Here is a 16,193-nt window from a genome sequence, read left to right as displayed (position 1 = left end):
GTATATAGTATATAGTATATAGTATAGCACTGTGTATAAGTCCAACTCTTAAGACATAACACTTCCAAGGGAATAAAGTTTCTATTGAAAAGAATCAATGACTTTAGTAATCATCTTTGGGAACTACTTAAATAACGCTGACACTTTACGCTACTTGTCAACAAGTTTGAAAAACAAAATACCTTTTGGTCTGTGTGCACAATCTGTAAATGGTGATAATCTAGAGCATGCAAAGAGTGATCTTCTGGTCCTATAGGATTTAAATACTGGTCAAAACTCGCAGGAGAATCCATACCATACATATCTATCACTTCACTGTAAAATTCCAAATAATAGGACACTGATATCTTGTAGACATCATCAAAAAGAAATTTACGCGTCGTATGAGATTTTTTAGGTAAAAATATCCAATGGTTGAGCGTATGATAATCTATATATTCATTTACATCCCCGCCATATATAAAATAATAGTTCTTACTGTATAGAAGCGAATTATTTCTTCCATCAAAAAATAATGGCGTATCTGCATAACGTTTATAATAGAGTACACCACTACTTACTACACTTATAATAAAACTAAATAAAAGAATCTTATTGGCAATATTCATTAACTCTATCTCCGATGGTTTCAAAACTCTCTTGAGCATCAAAGTAAAGATTCTTGACTCTTACACCTCGTCCGTTTTTTGACTGATGCACACAAGCAATATAATAGTGATTAAGGTTTGAAGATATAAATACTCTTTCAACAACAAAATTTTTTGATAATGTCATATTTTCAGTCATGAAATTAAACAAAGATGAAGCCTGACTATTTTTAACATATTTATAGTGTATCCCACCATCAACCGTCTCATTCCACTCGACTAAATCAATTTGCTGTGACTTTGTCAAAACTAGAGCTAAATGCCATGTTTGCACAAAGGCAAGGCACATAAAAAAGACAGCAAGCACTTTTATGAAATGGGCATTAAAACGACTTAAAGTGACTTGCTCTTTGAAAAATCTATCACTGGAGTCAATATACTGGACAGGCTTTTTTTTCGAGCCTTGGTGTTGATTCTCACTTAACACCGCACTATCGCCAGTCTCCTTATGAGTACTCTCTGTTGAGGGTATTACACGTGAAAAAAGTTGTTCATTTTCTCGATATTCAGGACTTTGCTCACAAAGCGTGACGACATTATCAAACAGAAGATAACCTTCATTAGGGATTGTTTTAATGCACTTTTGCTCTTTGCCACTATCGCCGAGCGCGAGTCTCAACTGAGCAATGCTCTGAGTTAAACTTGCATCAGTGACTACCTTACCAGCCCATGCCTCTGTGATAATAGTATCCTTGGCAACGACTTCTCCCGTGTGATTTATTAGTACTTCAAGCACTTTACATTCTGGGCCTTTCAATTTCTTGGCCTTCTGAGTACCTATATTAACTAACTGATGCCTGGCCAAAGGCACTAGGGCCCATGCATAGGGTGAATCTTTAAGTATTTTGTCCATACTGGATGTACATTTCTCAATAAGTTAATGTAAATAATAGTTAACATTTGAGTACATTCCCAATACCAATCATAAATTTACCCGCGACTTCAGTAACAGTATCAACCGCTTGTCACATCGAATGATACCATGGAACCAATACTTTCCATTTTTAAAATAAATGGCAACTGAAACTAAAAAACTACGACTGAGCTACTGACTCACTATCACGCGAGTCAAGGATAACATCACAATAGATCACATCAATTCATAAAAGATAATACCCCCGTATTTAAAACATAAACCATTTATGATGGTAATATTAATATTAATTTGGTTTTAATTTTAATTGTTTATAAATGTTTCTTTGAAGCTTAATTTTTAAAATTAGAGAATAGTACCTCTAAGAAAGCTTTGACCCTAAAGGGATAAAAATAAGCTTCTTTTTAATCTTTAAACTAGGTGTTAAATCATGAAAAAAAGACTGTCTTCTATATTATTTACTGTATTTTCTTCAACTAGTACTTGCTATGCGGCCGATATTATATTTACAACCACGATAAGTGAAGAGTGTGCAATAATATCTAGTAGTGGAACTGCTGAAGTTATGTATACCAATGAAGAATATGACGAAAATAGCCACATGGTTTCATTTATTGTAAACAATAATAATCTAGGCTCGACTTCTAGTCTCAGTGCTGGTGCTTATGAAATTTCATCAGAACTTAAGGCAATAACTAATACAGGCGATTACACTGCTATTACTACAAGTAATTTAACGCCAGAGTATAGTTTTAAAGCTAGTGCTGGTTCTGATTTTGATGATTATTCTACAACAATACCGCCTAACCCAACGAACGGTACCACCGTTAAAATGAGATTACAGATTGACAAAAATAGGCATGATATGTTGTCAACTGGTGGTTCAAAACAAAATATTAAGATACCAGTAACTTTAACTTGTAGCTAATAGATTATTTTGAGGTCATCATCTATGATTAGATTTAAAAAAAAACAATATTATTTAAACTATTATTAATATTGATCATTTTAAATAATGCTACCTATGCTCAATCTATAGGTAGCAATAATAAAGAGTTTTTTTTCTCTAGCGAAAAAGGTCGTATACCAGTAAAGTTTGGTAATTTGGGTGAAAGTACACAAAGATATAAAGTATCAGTTACTAAGCTACACTTTGATGATAGAGCAGTAACCAGTTTATTGAAAAATAAAAATTCCAAAGGTAAAGGTAAAACTCTGTCAGATTTCTACAAAGATAATAAACCATTAAAAATAGAAACCAAGGAATTAAGTAGAATATTAAATATTCACCCCGGTAAATATATAGAATTAAATGTGCCTGTTTTTGAATTGAAAAACAAAGAACTAAACTTCTATAAAATTTGTAGTACACAAACAAAAATGGAATCAACTTTTATTTTCTCCGTTTGTTTAAATACTGTTGTTTATTTAAAAGAGAGACACATACAATGAGACTTTTATTTATTTTTTCACTTTTTTTCTGTTCATCATATGCCTTAGGTGGCCCTAGCGATCTTATCTCTTGTAAAGAATCTTGGAAATATAGAGATACTCATCCTATAGGGTACGTGTATATAGATTTTTGTCTTTATATAAGGACTTATGATACAGATAAAAAGTTTGCCATTATTAGTGTGAGAAGGAAAACAGAAATAAATAAAAGTTTCAGGATTAATTTTGATTTTCATGAAAGTACATCTATTTATTTTGTTGAAATTTCAGATACTTATGATTCATCATATGACTATGCAACTGTATTTGAGCCAAATGGCATTTTGGAATCGATGCAAAAGCGTAATATAGCAAACTCTCTAGAACTAGATTTTAATGGCAGCCCAAAGGTATATGTGTTCAAGACAGAAAATGACTCTGTACTGCCGAGGTTTACATTTACGTATAATTCAGGTAGCTGGCTCTTTTCTGAGGTAATATTTAATAATATTTCAGTATCCGATAAAAGCACTTCAATAAATAATTTACCGGGTGATGCTTGTATAATAGATATTAAAAAAGGTACTGGATCTCACGTTTTTTATGGTGAAACTATCCCACATGATAGCTTCGCAGAAATATCGATAAAAAATACAGGGAGCAAGAAGTGGAACGTTAATTTTATTCATACTGATACTACCGATATTTTACGAAGGGCTTATACACATCATAACGTGTTTGAGGACAATAATGGCCAAAAAATAAATCCTCAATCCTGGATGGAATTTAATGACGCGACAATTGAAACAAGTGATACTGAAAGAATGTTTTATTTGGTTCCTTCTTATTCAATGAAAAGAGAGGATCTTCCGTCTGGAACATATACCTCTATCGTGGAGATAACATGCGATTAGCTCTTATTTTGTTAATTACACCATTTTTTTGTCATTCGCACTACCAAGCTCCCAAAGACTTAAAAAAATTAGTTTACAGTCAAGAACCTAGAATTGAGATAATCATAGGCAATGCATATTCAGTGGATAAAACATTTTCAATTGAGGTGAATGGTTTTTTTTATAAAAAAATAGCGCTAAGCAGCAAACAACAAAGAAGAGTAGTCGTTAAGTTACCTAAAGTTTTACCAAATACCGTCAGCAATTTCAGAATCTGCTCGGTAAGTCGAATAGAAAACGTACGGAGTAAAGTATGTACAAAAGTAAAAGTATATTTTTTGCAGCGATAATAAATTTTCTGTCTAGCCACTGTATGGCATCTGGTATTAGTATTCCTGGCGCCTCTATCCCTGGGGGATACGACAGAGTTACCACTATTGATGGCATCACTTGTGAATCCACCATTGCTGAAAGCTCTTATATACAAACAGGTTTAATGGGAACAACTCAGAGTAACGATTTTAATAGTGGAAACTTCGACCACCGTTCCGAGAAAATGGATGGTAGAGATGAAATAGGTGCTTATTTACAGCTTGTTATACCCTTTGGTGGCGGTAAGCGTGAGCGTTTAAACTGTAATCGATTATATAACTTAGAAATTGATAGACTAAAAGCACAAATTGAACAACTTAAAGTCGAAGCTACTCTAGGTGATATTTGGGCTGAAGCAAATGATGATAAGCCACTAACACAAATGGTCACAGTAGATGAAAGAGGCGGATCAGCACTTTTCGGTGAAGATAATTACTCACTCAATTCGCTTTTACATATAAGTTCAATAACATCCTATATGCTCTTCTTGATGACCCTAACTCGAAAGTAAAAGTGATTGTTCACACAGATTTATCGTTATCTGAAAGTGAGGAACTGGAAATATCTGAGCAACGTGCCGAGTCTGTTGCTAAATATTTGGTAACCAGTGGTATTGATAGGAATCAAATTATTTTATTGGCCAGAGGGAACTTATATCCTGTAGAGTCAAGTGATTCTGAAGAAGGTCGAGTAGCCAATAATCGTATAGAGTTCTTGATTGAAAAAGATAAATAGTCTTACCAAAAATATTTAGAATAATTTTTACTATCTCATATAGATTATAGTTGTGAATTTTTATAAATAACATATCAATTATAAAAATTCACCTTGTAATGTTTTTTCTTTAAATGACAATGTTGTAACGTATTTATTAATAACTTTATCCAGTTGGCAATAATAAATTTTAATATAGGAGTTTAATTATATTATATGTGTAGTAACCCTCTCCCCATCTGGGTCCTTGACCCATTAGCACGTGAGCAACTTCATAATTTAAAAAACCAGCACAGCATACGTTTGAAAGGGCCTGAATGTAGGGTATTAAGAAAGCTTGTTAAAAATCAAGGGGAAACAGTTTGTAAGCATGAAATCCTTGCAGATGCATGGCATGGCCGTGTCGTTTCAGAAGCAAGTTTAACCCAGAGTATTTCTCAGCTGAGAATTGCTCTGGGTGATGATGGCAGGCAACAGAAAATTATCAAAACAATGCCAAACGAGGGCTATTTGATAGTAGACGGTTTAATTCAACTTGTCGACGCATCTAATCATGAAATTTCGAAGAAATCTACAAAACCTAAAATCTCAAGACGAATTTACCCCACCGAAGATCTGAATAAACATGTTTCAAACTCATCTTTACTAAAAACCATAGCCAGTAAAAATCTTTTATTTCGATTAATACTGATATCTAGTGTTATTTTAACAGCTATTACATCATGGCACTTATATAAAATTCATGGTTTCACTCTTCCACTAGGCTCTAGTCAGTCAAACAAGTATGAAAGTCAAAAACTTGGCTCCACAGAAGTACAGATATTAACAACAATGACAAGCCAAAAATTATATTCATTTTTAGCTAATGATAGTGATTTAGGTATAAATGATAGTATTTCACTATTAATAATAAGCAATGGAGTGAATAGGTATTTCATATCATGTACTTATTCTCAAGAACCTAATAATTCTATTCAAGTATATAACTTCACCTTTTCATTAAATGAAAGCTTCAATTTCATAAAGGATTCTATAAATGAAATATGTCATTAGTTTTTTATTATTATTTTTAGTGTCTTTTGTTTCTATTTTTAATCTACCTACCGTTGAAAAAAAAGCCAAAATTGGGATTAGCAACTCTGATATATTATATAGTAGAGGAATCAACTTTTTTGACAATGAAAATCCTGTCTATTATGAGGATTATGATACAATAAAATATAACTCATGGCATGAGCACTATTCTTATTCTAGTAGAGAGTTCTATAATGAGGGGAAAGTCTTTCAACAAAAATATATCTTTAAGCTTCTACCCAACGATATCATTGAAATGAGTGATATTATAACGTTTAATAATTTTGATTTAAAAGAGTTAGTCAAGAGTTTTGGGCTGTATATTCATATATTGAAAGATGGAGAGCCACGTTATTTTAAAATGATCAAATGGTCAAAAAATACCGTCTGTATTTCATCACTTCTTGAAAATCAAGTAAAATGCTCGGTCAGAAGAAATGAGTAGTCAGCATCTAAAAGTTATAGAATATTTCCTTATCCACTATATATTATCTTGAGTACTTATCATAGCCTTTTTTAGTATCAAGATACATCCAAAACTTGACATCTTGATACAGAGTTACGCACATATTAAAGCCTGTTGTAGATAGTTTTAGAAAGACAATAATTTAAATATATAATGTAAAGTAGTTATTAATGAAAATATATCACTATAATGCTAAAAAACGTGCTGAGCGTATTCTGACTGCGAGCGTTATCGAAGACATAATCGTTTACAGTTTAAGATGGATAAACCAAACCAGCTTTAATCCTACTAAACTGACTTGCAAAATTGTTAACGGTATGTTGCTTGAACACCAATACAATCGTCCCAACTAAGCACAGGATTAAATCTACATTGTCTTGTATTTGCAGATTAACTGACCGGATCGCGAAGTACGCAGTCATTTGAACATACAGCCATGTGATTTTCTGAATAAAATCCTCTAGGTTAAAATTCACAGTAACGAAATAATCGAGGCCATATTCAGGTTCGTCAATCATGCAAGATTCACTAAGCTCCACTAAGACCTAATGGATATGATGCACAGAGCACTTAAATGATGATGTTTTAAAGTAATAATCGGAGGTATGCTGGTGCGAATTAACCGGCATACCTCTACTATTGGTTCAGACAAGTTTGGACTAGCTGAGAGTTTTAATAGATGCGCCACCTAGAAAGCTGCAAAGCACTCTGTAAAGCAGTGATTGGTGAGCGATAGAGGTAGGCTGAATTCTGCACCGATGAGCGAACGAAATGTGAAACGGAGCTTCCTACTAGATTTGAAGCCCCTCTACTTACTCCAGTTAACGGGGTAAACACTTTATTCAGATCACGACCTGCATACATTGCTTTAGAAAATCCGCTTGTCGCATGCACAACCCTCCCTGTCTGGTTAGAAAGTAACTGGGCTGATGATATTTTTCCACCAACAGCAGAAAAACAGGAAGTCAGCTTAATTGCATTTCCGTTACCCAGAGAAGAGTTAACCATTTTCCCAAACTGGAGACCGTTTACTGCATTAGCCCCTTTAAACTTAGCTAAATTATTAAATGGGTATCCGTGAGCGACTATGTTGTTACCATTCACTTGTACCCCTCCTAACTTTAACCCAGGAGGACGCTGGTTGATAGTTGCAGATGCTTGTGTTGGAAAACTCTTCGCCTGATTAATTGAGGCCACACGACCTAAACCACCACTACCTAGACCAGTTATTATACTCCCTACACCAAGCCCTAAAGATGCCCATCCGAGATCTGTACTCAACTGTGGATTACTTTCCTCTAACGCAGACGACGCAATACCCGTTGCTGATGAAGCAAGTCCAAGAACAGAAGAGGTAATTCCCAGGGCTGTCGATGCTATGGCAGCGGTAGATACTGCGGTTCCAGCAGCGGAAGCCGCTCCCGCAGCAACACCTAAGGCAACACCAGCCGCAATACCTGCACCCAAAGTAAAAATGGAGATCAAGACCCCCAGTATGCCGAGCCCTATCCCCAGGCCCCCCTGCCAGCTCATATGACCAGTTGGGTCTATCATATTTATCGGATCACCCAAGCAATAACTATAAGGATTAATGCCCCCCTCACCAAACGGGCTCAAGCTATCCGCCGCATGAAAGCGCATCAGCCTTGGGTTGAAAACACGATAACCATTGCCCAAATGATATAGACCAGTCACCGGGTCTCGACGCTCTCCATTAAAACCCAAGGGATTGTTAGCAAGTTGACTTGATGACACACTTGGCTGTAACACTTGTCCACTAGCCATAACAAAGGAAGAAAGCGGAGAAGTTGCTATAATTGCCGACGAGCCTTGAATAAAGCGTCTTCTGGAACCATCAAGGCTCTGGTTACAAGGTAATTTTGAACTAGATTTCTGTGACTTATTCTTCATCATTCTTCTCCATATGGTGTATATGACCGCTTCTCTGCCACAAGTTCTGCGGAACGGTCAGAGCTGCTTAACGTAGAAACAATACTTCCTTGGCCATTGGGAACAAGAAACTGATGTTGATTGACGCTTCCAGATTGAACGACTCTACTGCTAGTCGCTCCCAAAATATTCTGGTAACTGGAATGTACACCTTCCGAGAATTCATTTGCCAACTTATCGCCCTGATAATAAAGATAAATAAGTTTATTCTCATGAGTTTGTGACACCACTCTTCCCTGTACATCATATTGATAACGTGACAACTCACTACCCTGTTTGCTAACGCTTTCAATTTGATCCAAGGCATTATATTGATAGGCTTTGCCTTGATCGTCGCATAGAAGGTTTCCTGCCGCATCATAACTAAAAGCAAGACTGCTTGGATAAGTTGGGTGAGTATTGGTATGACTTCGTAATTGGGTGGGGTTGTCAGGACTATATGTGAAGTTGGCAGTATTCGAGGAGCCATCGCTAAACTCACTGTCAACTTTTACTATATTTCCATAAACATCATAGTTAAAGCTTTGTGACCGAATAATATTGTCATGTTCATCTTTTGGTGCATTTGGCCCTATACATAAGTATGTGGCCAATCGCTGTAGTTGATCATAAGTCATCGTTTCTATCGTTACTTGGCCCGACTCCCGATAGACCTTTTCACTAATTTGTAAGTCATGGTTAAACCTTTGCGATAAGGTAAACTTTTCAACACCATTGACTTTAACAACACGTTGCGTTTCTAGACCAAAATCATTCAAAGTGAGAAGAATCGAAACAAAATCATCACCATGATTGGTATCATACCTAACTGGGCGACTGTACGTGTCATAACTTAGTGTTGTCGTCGTAACCTGACTACCATTTGTGGTAGTGACAGTATGCAGCCGACCATAATCATCATAGGTATAAGTCGAATTATGGCCAAAGAAATCTGTTTTCGATAGCAGCTTTCCAAGTAGTGAATAGCGGTACCTCGCCTCACGTTGATTCAGGTCATTTAACTCTACAGATTCCGATGTCAGCTGGCCCAATGAATTATAGCCAAGTCGCTGCTGGCTGCTTTGATTTATCGCTTGAGTAACCCCCCCCGTCACAACATCATAAGTGAATACTTTGCCCAGCTCAGGCTTGTTAGCAATACTAATAGCCATAGGAGCTTGAAGGTATTTGTTATTCGAGAAATCTAGTCTTGCACCGCGTGGGGTGCTTCTTGTTGATGGCATCATAGAGGAACCAGAGTAGCCGATATTTTGTACCATCCCAGAAACTTCACTTCGCGTCAGACGTGATAAGCCATCATATTCTTGATGACCTAAATATGTACCATTAACCGCTATACGAGTCACAAGCTCGTCTGTTGAGAAGCTAGCATACTCAATAGACTGGGTAACCGATTGTCCATTAACAACCCTATTGGTCGAAATTAGCCTATCGCTATTATCATAACTATATGAAGTGATACTTTGATTATTGTCTATGGTTTGGATTAGATTGCTGTATCCATCATAAACATGCTGAGTAAAAGCAAAGCGCTGACTGTTCGAGTCTTGTGTCTCTTTTGATTCTTCCAGACCAGATTCGTTAAAACTGGTGATCTGTTTGGAAAGACCCAGTTTTTCATGTGTCGTTGTTAAACTTGCGATATTTTGACTGATAACTTCTTCTCTACCATCTGGATAAGTAACTTTACTCACTTCGCCATTCACATCGTATTCATACCATGTTGTCAAATGCAAAGGCGTACCATCAAACCAGTCACTGTCTATTTGTCTTACCAACAATCCAAAGCTGTCATAATGCAACTCGCGGATAGTTCTTAACACCCCATTTGCATCACTTTGCTGCACCTCTATTTCATTTCCTGCATTATTAAAGAATTGGATTAGCCTGCTTCCGTTTACGCGAGTCGTGATGGTTTTGTTGATTCCAGCACCTACAAAATACTCAAACCTCTCCACAACTTCATACGCCGTATTCGGCGCTTCTGTATGTGTAATTTTTCTTCCTAGGACATCATAAGTAGTGATGACTTCAATACCTTCAGAATCAGTGTTGTTGCATATCTGACTATCTAGGTAACGGATTGATTCCGAAGTAATGGCAAACAATCCATCATAGGTAGTCAGCCGTTTAGTCGTATTCAAGGTATGTGCCGAAAAGTCGTACTGAAATGAGGTGGTAGTCGCCATGTCATTCACAATGACGCTTTGTGTAGCTAATAGGCCATATTCGTGACCACAGCTTGAGTTATCATGGTAAGTCATACAAACTCTGTGATCGTGAAAAGCCATTTCGTTGACGAGTATGAATGCCTCATCGCTACTATTAAGTTTGGGTAATGATAGATAAGTCATGTCTACAACACGAGCTACTTCGCCATTTGCAGTATTCACAGGAATGAAGGATTCTCGTTTTAGAAGCGACACCATGTTATTTGGCTCAGGTGGACAACGATCACCTTCACCACCAACTGGATAAAACGTACGTGTGATCTCGCTACCGTCAGCTTGCTGAACATATGTCTGGTTACCAAAGTCGTCATATTGGTACCTTGTAGTGATGGTTTTAATACTACTTTCTTGATAGTGTGTGGTTCGTTGCTTTTTGATAAAGCTATACGTCGCCGGTTGATATTCAATCCCTCGATCTAAGTGTGCGAAATAGTCGTTCTCTTCAAGTCTGTAAAGGCTGCCATTATGCAGGTATTCAGCACATTTAAGCAGATGATACTTGTTATAAGTACGTATGACCGATCGGGTACCATTTATCGTCTCTTCACTCCAGTATTCATAGTTACTGCGTGATTTAAATAAGGTGTCTTCTCCCGCCACCCAAGCTCGGTCACTGGCAAAACCTAAATAGTTTGTAGCTGAATAGGTATATGTCACAACTTGATCAGGCTGATTTTGACCAGAAATAATACGGTGTTCTGTAATATATGGAACTTTAGAAAAAGGGGCTTCATTAGGTAAAGAGTGACCGAGATCCAGATAAGTCATTCTTTCTATCAGTCCTGTTGGATGCCTAACCTCCTCGATAACATCAAACTGGCTACTTGCCAAATAGCGATATTGAAGACTAATCAAAGATTCGAGTGCTGGTAGTTGAATAGTTGAAAGACGAACTTGGTTCCCACTGCCAGTTTTATTGAACAAAAGTTCTTGGTAACTAGTACCACCAAAGCTATGCCTAACAACTGTTTGCCATGTATTTTCCCACCAATTGATGGTTAGCTCTCGACCAGCATCATCATAAATACGCCACAATACAGGGTAATTTCTATTGTTGGGGCGTGAATAGTCAAAATAAGTAACAAGCCCTTGTGGAGAGACTATTCGAGTAAGCGTTCCTTCATGATAATCGATAAATTCCTGTCGACCATCTTTGTAAACAACTTTTATTTCTTCTCCAGCATTTAGAAAAAAAACTCTTATATCCTTTAGCTTACGGTAAGGAATATCGTATTCACTATTTTCAGAATTCCACTCAATAGTAAAAGTTTGGCCAGATGATAGTGACAACTCATTACTAGTACTATTAAATCGACTCAATACAAGATCCCAACCTCGACCAAAACCCATATCAAATATTCTAGCCGGATTGTAGTTTAGTATTATTCTTAAAGCGATACCTGAAGATTTATGGGAAAGAAACTCACCAATATTGATAGAGAAAGAATAACTCCCAGTGCGAGGATCAACCCCAGTTGAAATAAATTCTGGAAAATTGTAAGCATTACTTTTAATCATAGACATTAGATAATTTCATATTATTTATATGATAGCCTCTAACATTAGATAGAGGCGAGAAAATATTTTTTATAAGTTAATTTATATCAATTAAAACAATAAGTGGTAAGGATCAAAAATCTACTACGTATGGTGTATTATCCGCATCGTCCTGTATTATTCCAATGACATTTACATTTCCATAAGCATCAATAAACTCCACTCTTACTGGTTGTGAAGAGTTCATCAGTGACATTGGCCATGATTCATGAAAATATGATCCTCGAGGAAAAATAGTACTGAAGATGTGAATTCCAGGATCTAATGTATTAAAGTGAGCCCAAGCATCATTGAAGTAGACGTTTTGCGCTCCCATAAGTTTAGGAATAATTCTTGTCGATGTCCATTGCTCTCCCATACTTGGTTCATCACTAATGCTACTATAATATCCAACAAAATCATGGTCCTGATCAACCAAATTATATGAAACTATACGAGGAAGACCAGGCAATAATTTTAAAGTTTTTATTCTCAAGCCACCATTATTGATATCACGACCAGAATTAGGCTGATAATCAGGAGTATTATTTATGCCAGTTAAATCATCGGAAGAGGAATGTTCTTCAAAATCCCAATATATACTATTAACAAAATCTCTAGCACTCCAACCAAGTGGCTCGATGGCTCGCAAGGTAATATATGAATTACTTCCCCTTTTGTCACAAGTACTACGGCTATCGCCAGATTCAGTCGTAAGCCGAACACAAATCTCTTTATTTTGAGGTTCTTTGGTGCGTATATATAGCTTTTTTGATGACATTTGTCTGTTTCTCAAGCTATTCACAGGCATAGTTGCTGATCTTCTATTCCTCCCTGCCATTACCGTTTTTAGATAAGTATTAGGCAAAACATCATAGAATAAACCACTCCAACCTATGGGAATGTACTCTTTTGAGTTAGGATCTGAGATAGATTCTGGGAAAGATTCTGACATAGGTAATGAAATAGTACCCAATACACTATCATGGATAGTAATAACGCCTTGATTAGGAATAGGAGGTGAACTTGGAAATAAGATAGGACCTAAAATAGGATCTGATCTAAGGTCTGAATTAGGAGTCAATAGCTCGATCGAGGCTACATTCGCTCCTTCCAATAACTCATAGTTAACACTAACCTCAAGCTGCATGTTACCATTGGCATATATTGCTCCATCTCCATTGTCTATAGTAATTGAAAGTTCTTTGATCTCTGATTCATTAGGAGGAGATGAAGCTAAACATACTGAATTTAAAATGAAGGAACTTACTACACTTACAGCGATTATACTCTTAATTTTTCTTATCATATTTATACCATTTAAAAAATTCAATTCCACAATAAGTTAACATTTAATTAACAAAACGAGAGTATAATATATTTTTAAAAATAGTAATTTAATATATAAAAACCTTACTAAATAAAAAAAAAGACAAGATTATTTACATTGTTTATATGGAATTTTATTTATATTTAAAAAAAATCATATATAAGATCAGGTTATAAACCACTACTTAATTAATAAGGAGGGTGATTTTAGTTATATAAAAATCAGAGTAGATAAAGAAAAGTAAAGTAAAGTAAAGACATGTATAATGATATTATAGAATATAAGATACGCCATCAAACTGGTATTCAACTTAATGGCGTATAAGAGTTAAAGCTGACGTTTAGCTACTTCCACAGCCTTATCAAGATCTGGAAGCGTTGTTAGTTCAGGAACTCGCTGAATATGTATGATTTTATCATTTTCATCAATCACAAGAATAGCACGTGATAACAAACCAAGTTCTTTAATTTGTACACCTGTTTTAAGACCAAATTGGTGATCTATAGAGTCTGATAAGAAAATCCCATTTTGACCCAAGTCATGTTGGGTGACAAACCTATTCAATGCAAATGGCGTATCAGCACTAACTGTAACAAATTCGATATCTTCATTCTTATGCTGATTAGCCAATTTCTCAAATGCCTTAGCTTGTTCTACACATACTGGTGTGTCAACAGAAACAAGTACATTGAAAACTCTGACCTTGCCGCTACCTTGAGTATTAACAGAGTCGAGTGAAGGCGTTTTCAAAGCCATAGCAGGAATGAGGTCACCACTTTTTAACATTTCACCTTCTAAATGCAATGTGGTGGTACGTTCCAATGTTACCTTCTGGCTATCACCCAAACCTGCGCTCTCATGAGTGACTTCATATTGAGCGTGAGCGAGGCTAGTATTTATCATTAATAAAAATAAAACGATTGGTTTCATGCACATTCTCCTAACAAAGCTGCCTTTGCTGACTGATAGTCTGGCTCTTCTGAGATTTCATTCACCAATTGTACATGCTCAACGACACCTTCTTCGTTGATGACAACAACCGCTCGAGAAGTCAATCCTGTCAGTGCACCACCTATGATAGAAACACCATAATCAACTGCAAACTCTGGTGCTTTAAAGCAAGAAGCAATTTCAACATTCTCCAACTTAAATTCGTCGACAAAACGTGTCAAAGTAAAAGGTAAATCGTTGGATACACACAAGACCACAGTATTGTCTAGCTCAGAAGCCATTAAGTTAAAGCCGCGTACACTATTAGCGCAAACTGGCGTATCTACACTAGGAAAAATGTTGAGTAGTAGCTTTTTACCTTTAAAATGTGTTAGTTCTAAATCATCCAGAACATTATCACACAAACGAAAGTTGGGTGCTGACTGTTGAACTTTAGGCAATGTACCATCTAGAGTAACTGGGTTTCCAAAAAATGTGACTGACATAGTAACCTCTTTAAAAATATAAGTTGCAAGAGCTTAGTATCCAAAACTCGCATGGTAAGCTCTCTCGACATCAGGGTCATAATGACAGCAGGCTCAGAGATGAACGAGTAAACTTATCCGAAGGAATATAAACCTTTCTGATAAACATTTAGCCTATTGTTTTTATTGAAAATAACTTATTTTGTTTAGAAGTGTTTATGTAGAGTAAAGTCATTAGACTAGTTTTGTCTGTCCATCTCGAGATAATGATAAGCTTTAGCGTCCGTGCTTATGTCTAAAGTAGGTAACAATAAATTTTTACCGCTTACGCATTACGCGATTCTTTAAAGCCTCCCATACACACTCAGAACAACTGGACTCCAACACCAATCACGCTGTTTCTTCCAATCACTACTAGCACTTTGCTTTAGTAGAGTTCCCGATATAGTCGGCGCGTAATACTCACAAAGAGTTGTCCAGTTCATATCTATTTTATACACTCCCTTTTCTTTCTTCTCAAAACTTCCATATTCATAGGCAAAAAAAGGATTGACTTCGAGATCTGAGACACCGATGTCAGATGGCACATCCTCAAAATCAACAGCTTCGTTATTTTGGTCCTTTAGATAAACGGTCACAGTCCGCCAGTTTCCTCCACTTAACCAACCCCAAGTTTGTGAACTTATTGAATACTCTGAGTGTTCGTACGATATTCGTCTTGGCTCTGTAGTTAGTTCAGGCTCTGCATCTACCTCCTCAGAAAGCATTGGATCTTCACCTGACACGCCAGACATACCACCAGATACGTCATCCTTATCCAACACCGGCGGTTGTGGAGCTGGTTGAGTATTTCCTTCCGCCTTTGGATTGGTAGCCTGACCATTCTGGATAGAAGACATCGGTGCTTCATCCAAAGGGGCTGGCTGGGCATTCTGGTCAGGAACCACAGAGGCTAATGTTTCTTCCTGCTCAGAACCTTTATCCTCAGCGTTCTGCCCAGAAGATGTTGGCTCTTCACCTGACACGTCAGACATACCACCAGATACGTCACCCTTATCCAACACAGGTGGTTGTCGATCTGGTTGAGTATTTCCTTCCGCCTTTGGATTGGTAGCCTGACCATTCTGGATAGAAGACATCGGTGCTTCATCCAAAGGGGCTGGCTGGGCATTCTGGTCAGGAACCACAGAGGCTAATGTTTCTTCCTGCTCAGAACCTTTATCCTCAGCGTTCTGCCCAGAAGATGTTGGCTCTTCACCT

16 protein-coding genes are annotated in these 16,193 nt (G+C 36.7%); 7 read left to right on the top strand and 9 right to left on the bottom strand.

From position 1 onward, the window contains the following. Window positions 1-110: 110 nt before the first annotated feature. Together AAFM34_RS03515 and AAFM34_RS03510 are read right to left on the bottom strand one after the other, a co-directional pair. On the bottom strand, window positions 111-608 hold the full coding sequence (locus tag AAFM34_RS03515) for a hypothetical protein (protein ID WP_341660016.1): 498 nt from the start codon (window positions 606-608) through the stop codon (window positions 111-113). Next, window positions 592-1,500 (bottom strand): winged helix-turn-helix domain-containing protein, encoded by a 909-nt coding sequence (locus AAFM34_RS03510; RefSeq protein WP_341660013.1) that lies wholly within the window; start codon window positions 1,498-1,500, stop codon window positions 592-594. The genes AAFM34_RS03515 and AAFM34_RS03510 overlap by 17 nt, the downstream gene beginning before the upstream one ends. Window positions 1,501-1,951: 451 nt before the next feature. Between AAFM34_RS03510 and AAFM34_RS03505 the strand changes: the two genes are divergently transcribed. The 7 genes from AAFM34_RS03505 (at window position 1,952) to AAFM34_RS03475 (ending at window position 6,450) form a co-directional block, all read left to right on the top strand. After that, a complete protein-coding gene (locus AAFM34_RS03505) occupies window positions 1,952-2,449 on the top strand; it encodes a hypothetical protein (protein ID WP_341660011.1) in 498 nt (165 codons plus the stop codon). Between the two features lie 71 nt (window positions 2,450-2,520). Further along, on the top strand, window positions 2,521-2,973 hold the full coding sequence (locus tag AAFM34_RS03500; protein ID WP_341660009.1) for a hypothetical protein: 453 nt from the start codon (window positions 2,521-2,523) through the stop codon (window positions 2,971-2,973). Continuing rightward, window positions 2,970-3,866 carry a hypothetical protein gene (locus AAFM34_RS03495; RefSeq protein WP_341660008.1) on the top strand — a complete coding sequence of 299 codons (897 nt, stop codon included), beginning with the start codon at window positions 2,970-2,972 and terminating at the stop codon, window positions 3,864-3,866. Before AAFM34_RS03500 ends, AAFM34_RS03495 begins: the two co-directional genes overlap by 4 nt. 292 nt (window positions 3,867-4,158) lie before the next feature. Then, window positions 4,159-4,728: a hypothetical protein gene (locus AAFM34_RS03490; protein WP_341660006.1), complete on the top strand. Its 570-nt coding sequence runs from the start codon at window positions 4,159-4,161 to the stop codon at window positions 4,726-4,728. Window positions 4,729-4,730: 2 nt separating this feature from the next. Beyond that, window positions 4,731-4,952, top strand: coding sequence for an OmpA family protein (locus tag AAFM34_RS03485; protein ID WP_341660004.1), 222 nt, complete (start codon window positions 4,731-4,733; stop codon window positions 4,950-4,952). A 195-nt stretch (window positions 4,953-5,147) separates the two neighbouring features. After that, on the top strand, window positions 5,148-5,984 hold the full coding sequence (locus AAFM34_RS03480) for a winged helix-turn-helix domain-containing protein (RefSeq protein ID WP_341660002.1): 837 nt from the start codon (window positions 5,148-5,150) through the stop codon (window positions 5,982-5,984). Further along, the gene (locus tag AAFM34_RS03475; RefSeq protein WP_341660000.1) at window positions 5,968-6,450 is read left to right on the top strand and encodes a hypothetical protein; all 483 of its coding nucleotides are present in this window, start codon (window positions 5,968-5,970) and stop codon (window positions 6,448-6,450) included. The genes AAFM34_RS03480 and AAFM34_RS03475 overlap by 17 nt, the downstream gene beginning before the upstream one ends. Window positions 6,451-6,725: 275 nt before the next feature. Here AAFM34_RS03475 and AAFM34_RS03470 read toward each other — a convergent pair whose 3' ends face one another. The 7 genes from AAFM34_RS03470 to AAFM34_RS03440 all read right to left on the bottom strand — a co-directional run. Beyond that, window positions 6,726-6,989, bottom strand: a complete 264-nt coding sequence (locus tag AAFM34_RS03470; protein ID WP_341659998.1) for a hypothetical protein — start codon at window positions 6,987-6,989, stop codon at window positions 6,726-6,728. A gap of 154 nt (window positions 6,990-7,143) precedes the next feature. Continuing rightward, window positions 7,144-8,385, bottom strand: a complete 1,242-nt coding sequence (locus AAFM34_RS03465) for an RHS repeat-associated core domain-containing protein (RefSeq protein WP_341659996.1) — start codon at window positions 8,383-8,385, stop codon at window positions 7,144-7,146. Further along, window positions 8,382-12,176 (bottom strand): RHS repeat protein, encoded by a 3,795-nt coding sequence (locus AAFM34_RS03460; protein WP_341659994.1) that lies wholly within the window; start codon window positions 12,174-12,176, stop codon window positions 8,382-8,384. The genes AAFM34_RS03465 and AAFM34_RS03460 overlap by 4 nt, the downstream gene beginning before the upstream one ends. A gap of 106 nt (window positions 12,177-12,282) precedes the next feature. After that, window positions 12,283-13,497, bottom strand: coding sequence for a hypothetical protein (locus AAFM34_RS03455; protein WP_341659992.1), 1,215 nt, complete (start codon window positions 13,495-13,497; stop codon window positions 12,283-12,285). A 348-nt stretch (window positions 13,498-13,845) separates the two neighbouring features. Then, entirely contained in the window at window positions 13,846-14,448 is a 603-nt protein-coding gene (locus AAFM34_RS03450; protein ID WP_341659990.1) for a peroxiredoxin, read from the bottom strand. Next, the gene (gene tpx, locus AAFM34_RS03445) at window positions 14,445-14,954 is read right to left on the bottom strand and encodes a thiol peroxidase (RefSeq protein WP_341659988.1); all 510 of its coding nucleotides are present in this window, start codon (window positions 14,952-14,954) and stop codon (window positions 14,445-14,447) included. The genes AAFM34_RS03450 and tpx overlap by 4 nt, the downstream gene beginning before the upstream one ends. Window positions 14,955-15,277: 323 nt before the next feature. Beyond that, on the bottom strand, window positions 15,278-16,193 hold a 916-nt coding region (locus tag AAFM34_RS03440), incomplete at its 5' end, for a hypothetical protein (protein ID WP_341659986.1).

It is taken from the genome of Vibrio sp. (assembly GCF_038138445.1).
Lineage (GTDB): Bacteria > Pseudomonadota > Gammaproteobacteria > Enterobacterales > Vibrionaceae > Vibrio.
Note: the sequence above shows the minus strand (reverse complement) of the source record. Positions and strands in the feature narration are given on the sequence as shown.

Bases quoted from the DNA above. Each gene is read 5' to 3' on its own strand.
- AAFM34_RS03515 (WP_341660016.1), bottom strand. From the start codon at position 608: ATGAATATTGCCAATAAGATTCTTTTATTTAGTTTTATTATAAGTGTA.
- AAFM34_RS03510 (WP_341660013.1), bottom strand. From the start codon at position 1,500: ATGGACAAAATACTTAAAGATTCACCCTATGCATGGGCCCTAGTGCCT.
- AAFM34_RS03505 (WP_341660011.1), top strand. From the start codon at position 1,952: ATGAAAAAAAGACTGTCTTCTATATTATTTACTGTATTTTCTTCAACT.
- AAFM34_RS03495 (WP_341660008.1), top strand. From the start codon at position 2,970: ATGAGACTTTTATTTATTTTTTCACTTTTTTTCTGTTCATCATATGCC.
- AAFM34_RS03490 (WP_341660006.1), top strand. From the start codon at position 4,159: ATGTACAAAAGTAAAAGTATATTTTTTGCAGCGATAATAAATTTTCTG.
- AAFM34_RS03480 (WP_341660002.1), top strand. From the start codon at position 5,148: ATGTGTAGTAACCCTCTCCCCATCTGGGTCCTTGACCCATTAGCACGT.
- AAFM34_RS03475 (WP_341660000.1), top strand. From the start codon at position 5,968: ATGAAATATGTCATTAGTTTTTTATTATTATTTTTAGTGTCTTTTGTT.
- AAFM34_RS03470 (WP_341659998.1), bottom strand. From the start codon at position 6,989: ATGATTGACGAACCTGAATATGGCCTCGATTATTTCGTTACTGTGAAT.
- AAFM34_RS03465 (WP_341659996.1), bottom strand. From the start codon at position 8,385: ATGATGAAGAATAAGTCACAGAAATCTAGTTCAAAATTACCTTGTAAC.
- AAFM34_RS03460 (WP_341659994.1), bottom strand. From the start codon at position 12,176: ATGTCTATGATTAAAAGTAATGCTTACAATTTTCCAGAATTTATTTCA.
- AAFM34_RS03455 (WP_341659992.1), bottom strand. From the start codon at position 13,497: ATGATAAGAAAAATTAAGAGTATAATCGCTGTAAGTGTAGTAAGTTCC.
- AAFM34_RS03450 (WP_341659990.1), bottom strand. From the start codon at position 14,448: ATGAAACCAATCGTTTTATTTTTATTAATGATAAATACTAGCCTCGCT.
- tpx (WP_341659988.1), bottom strand. From the start codon at position 14,954: ATGTCAGTCACATTTTTTGGAAACCCAGTTACTCTAGATGGTACATTG.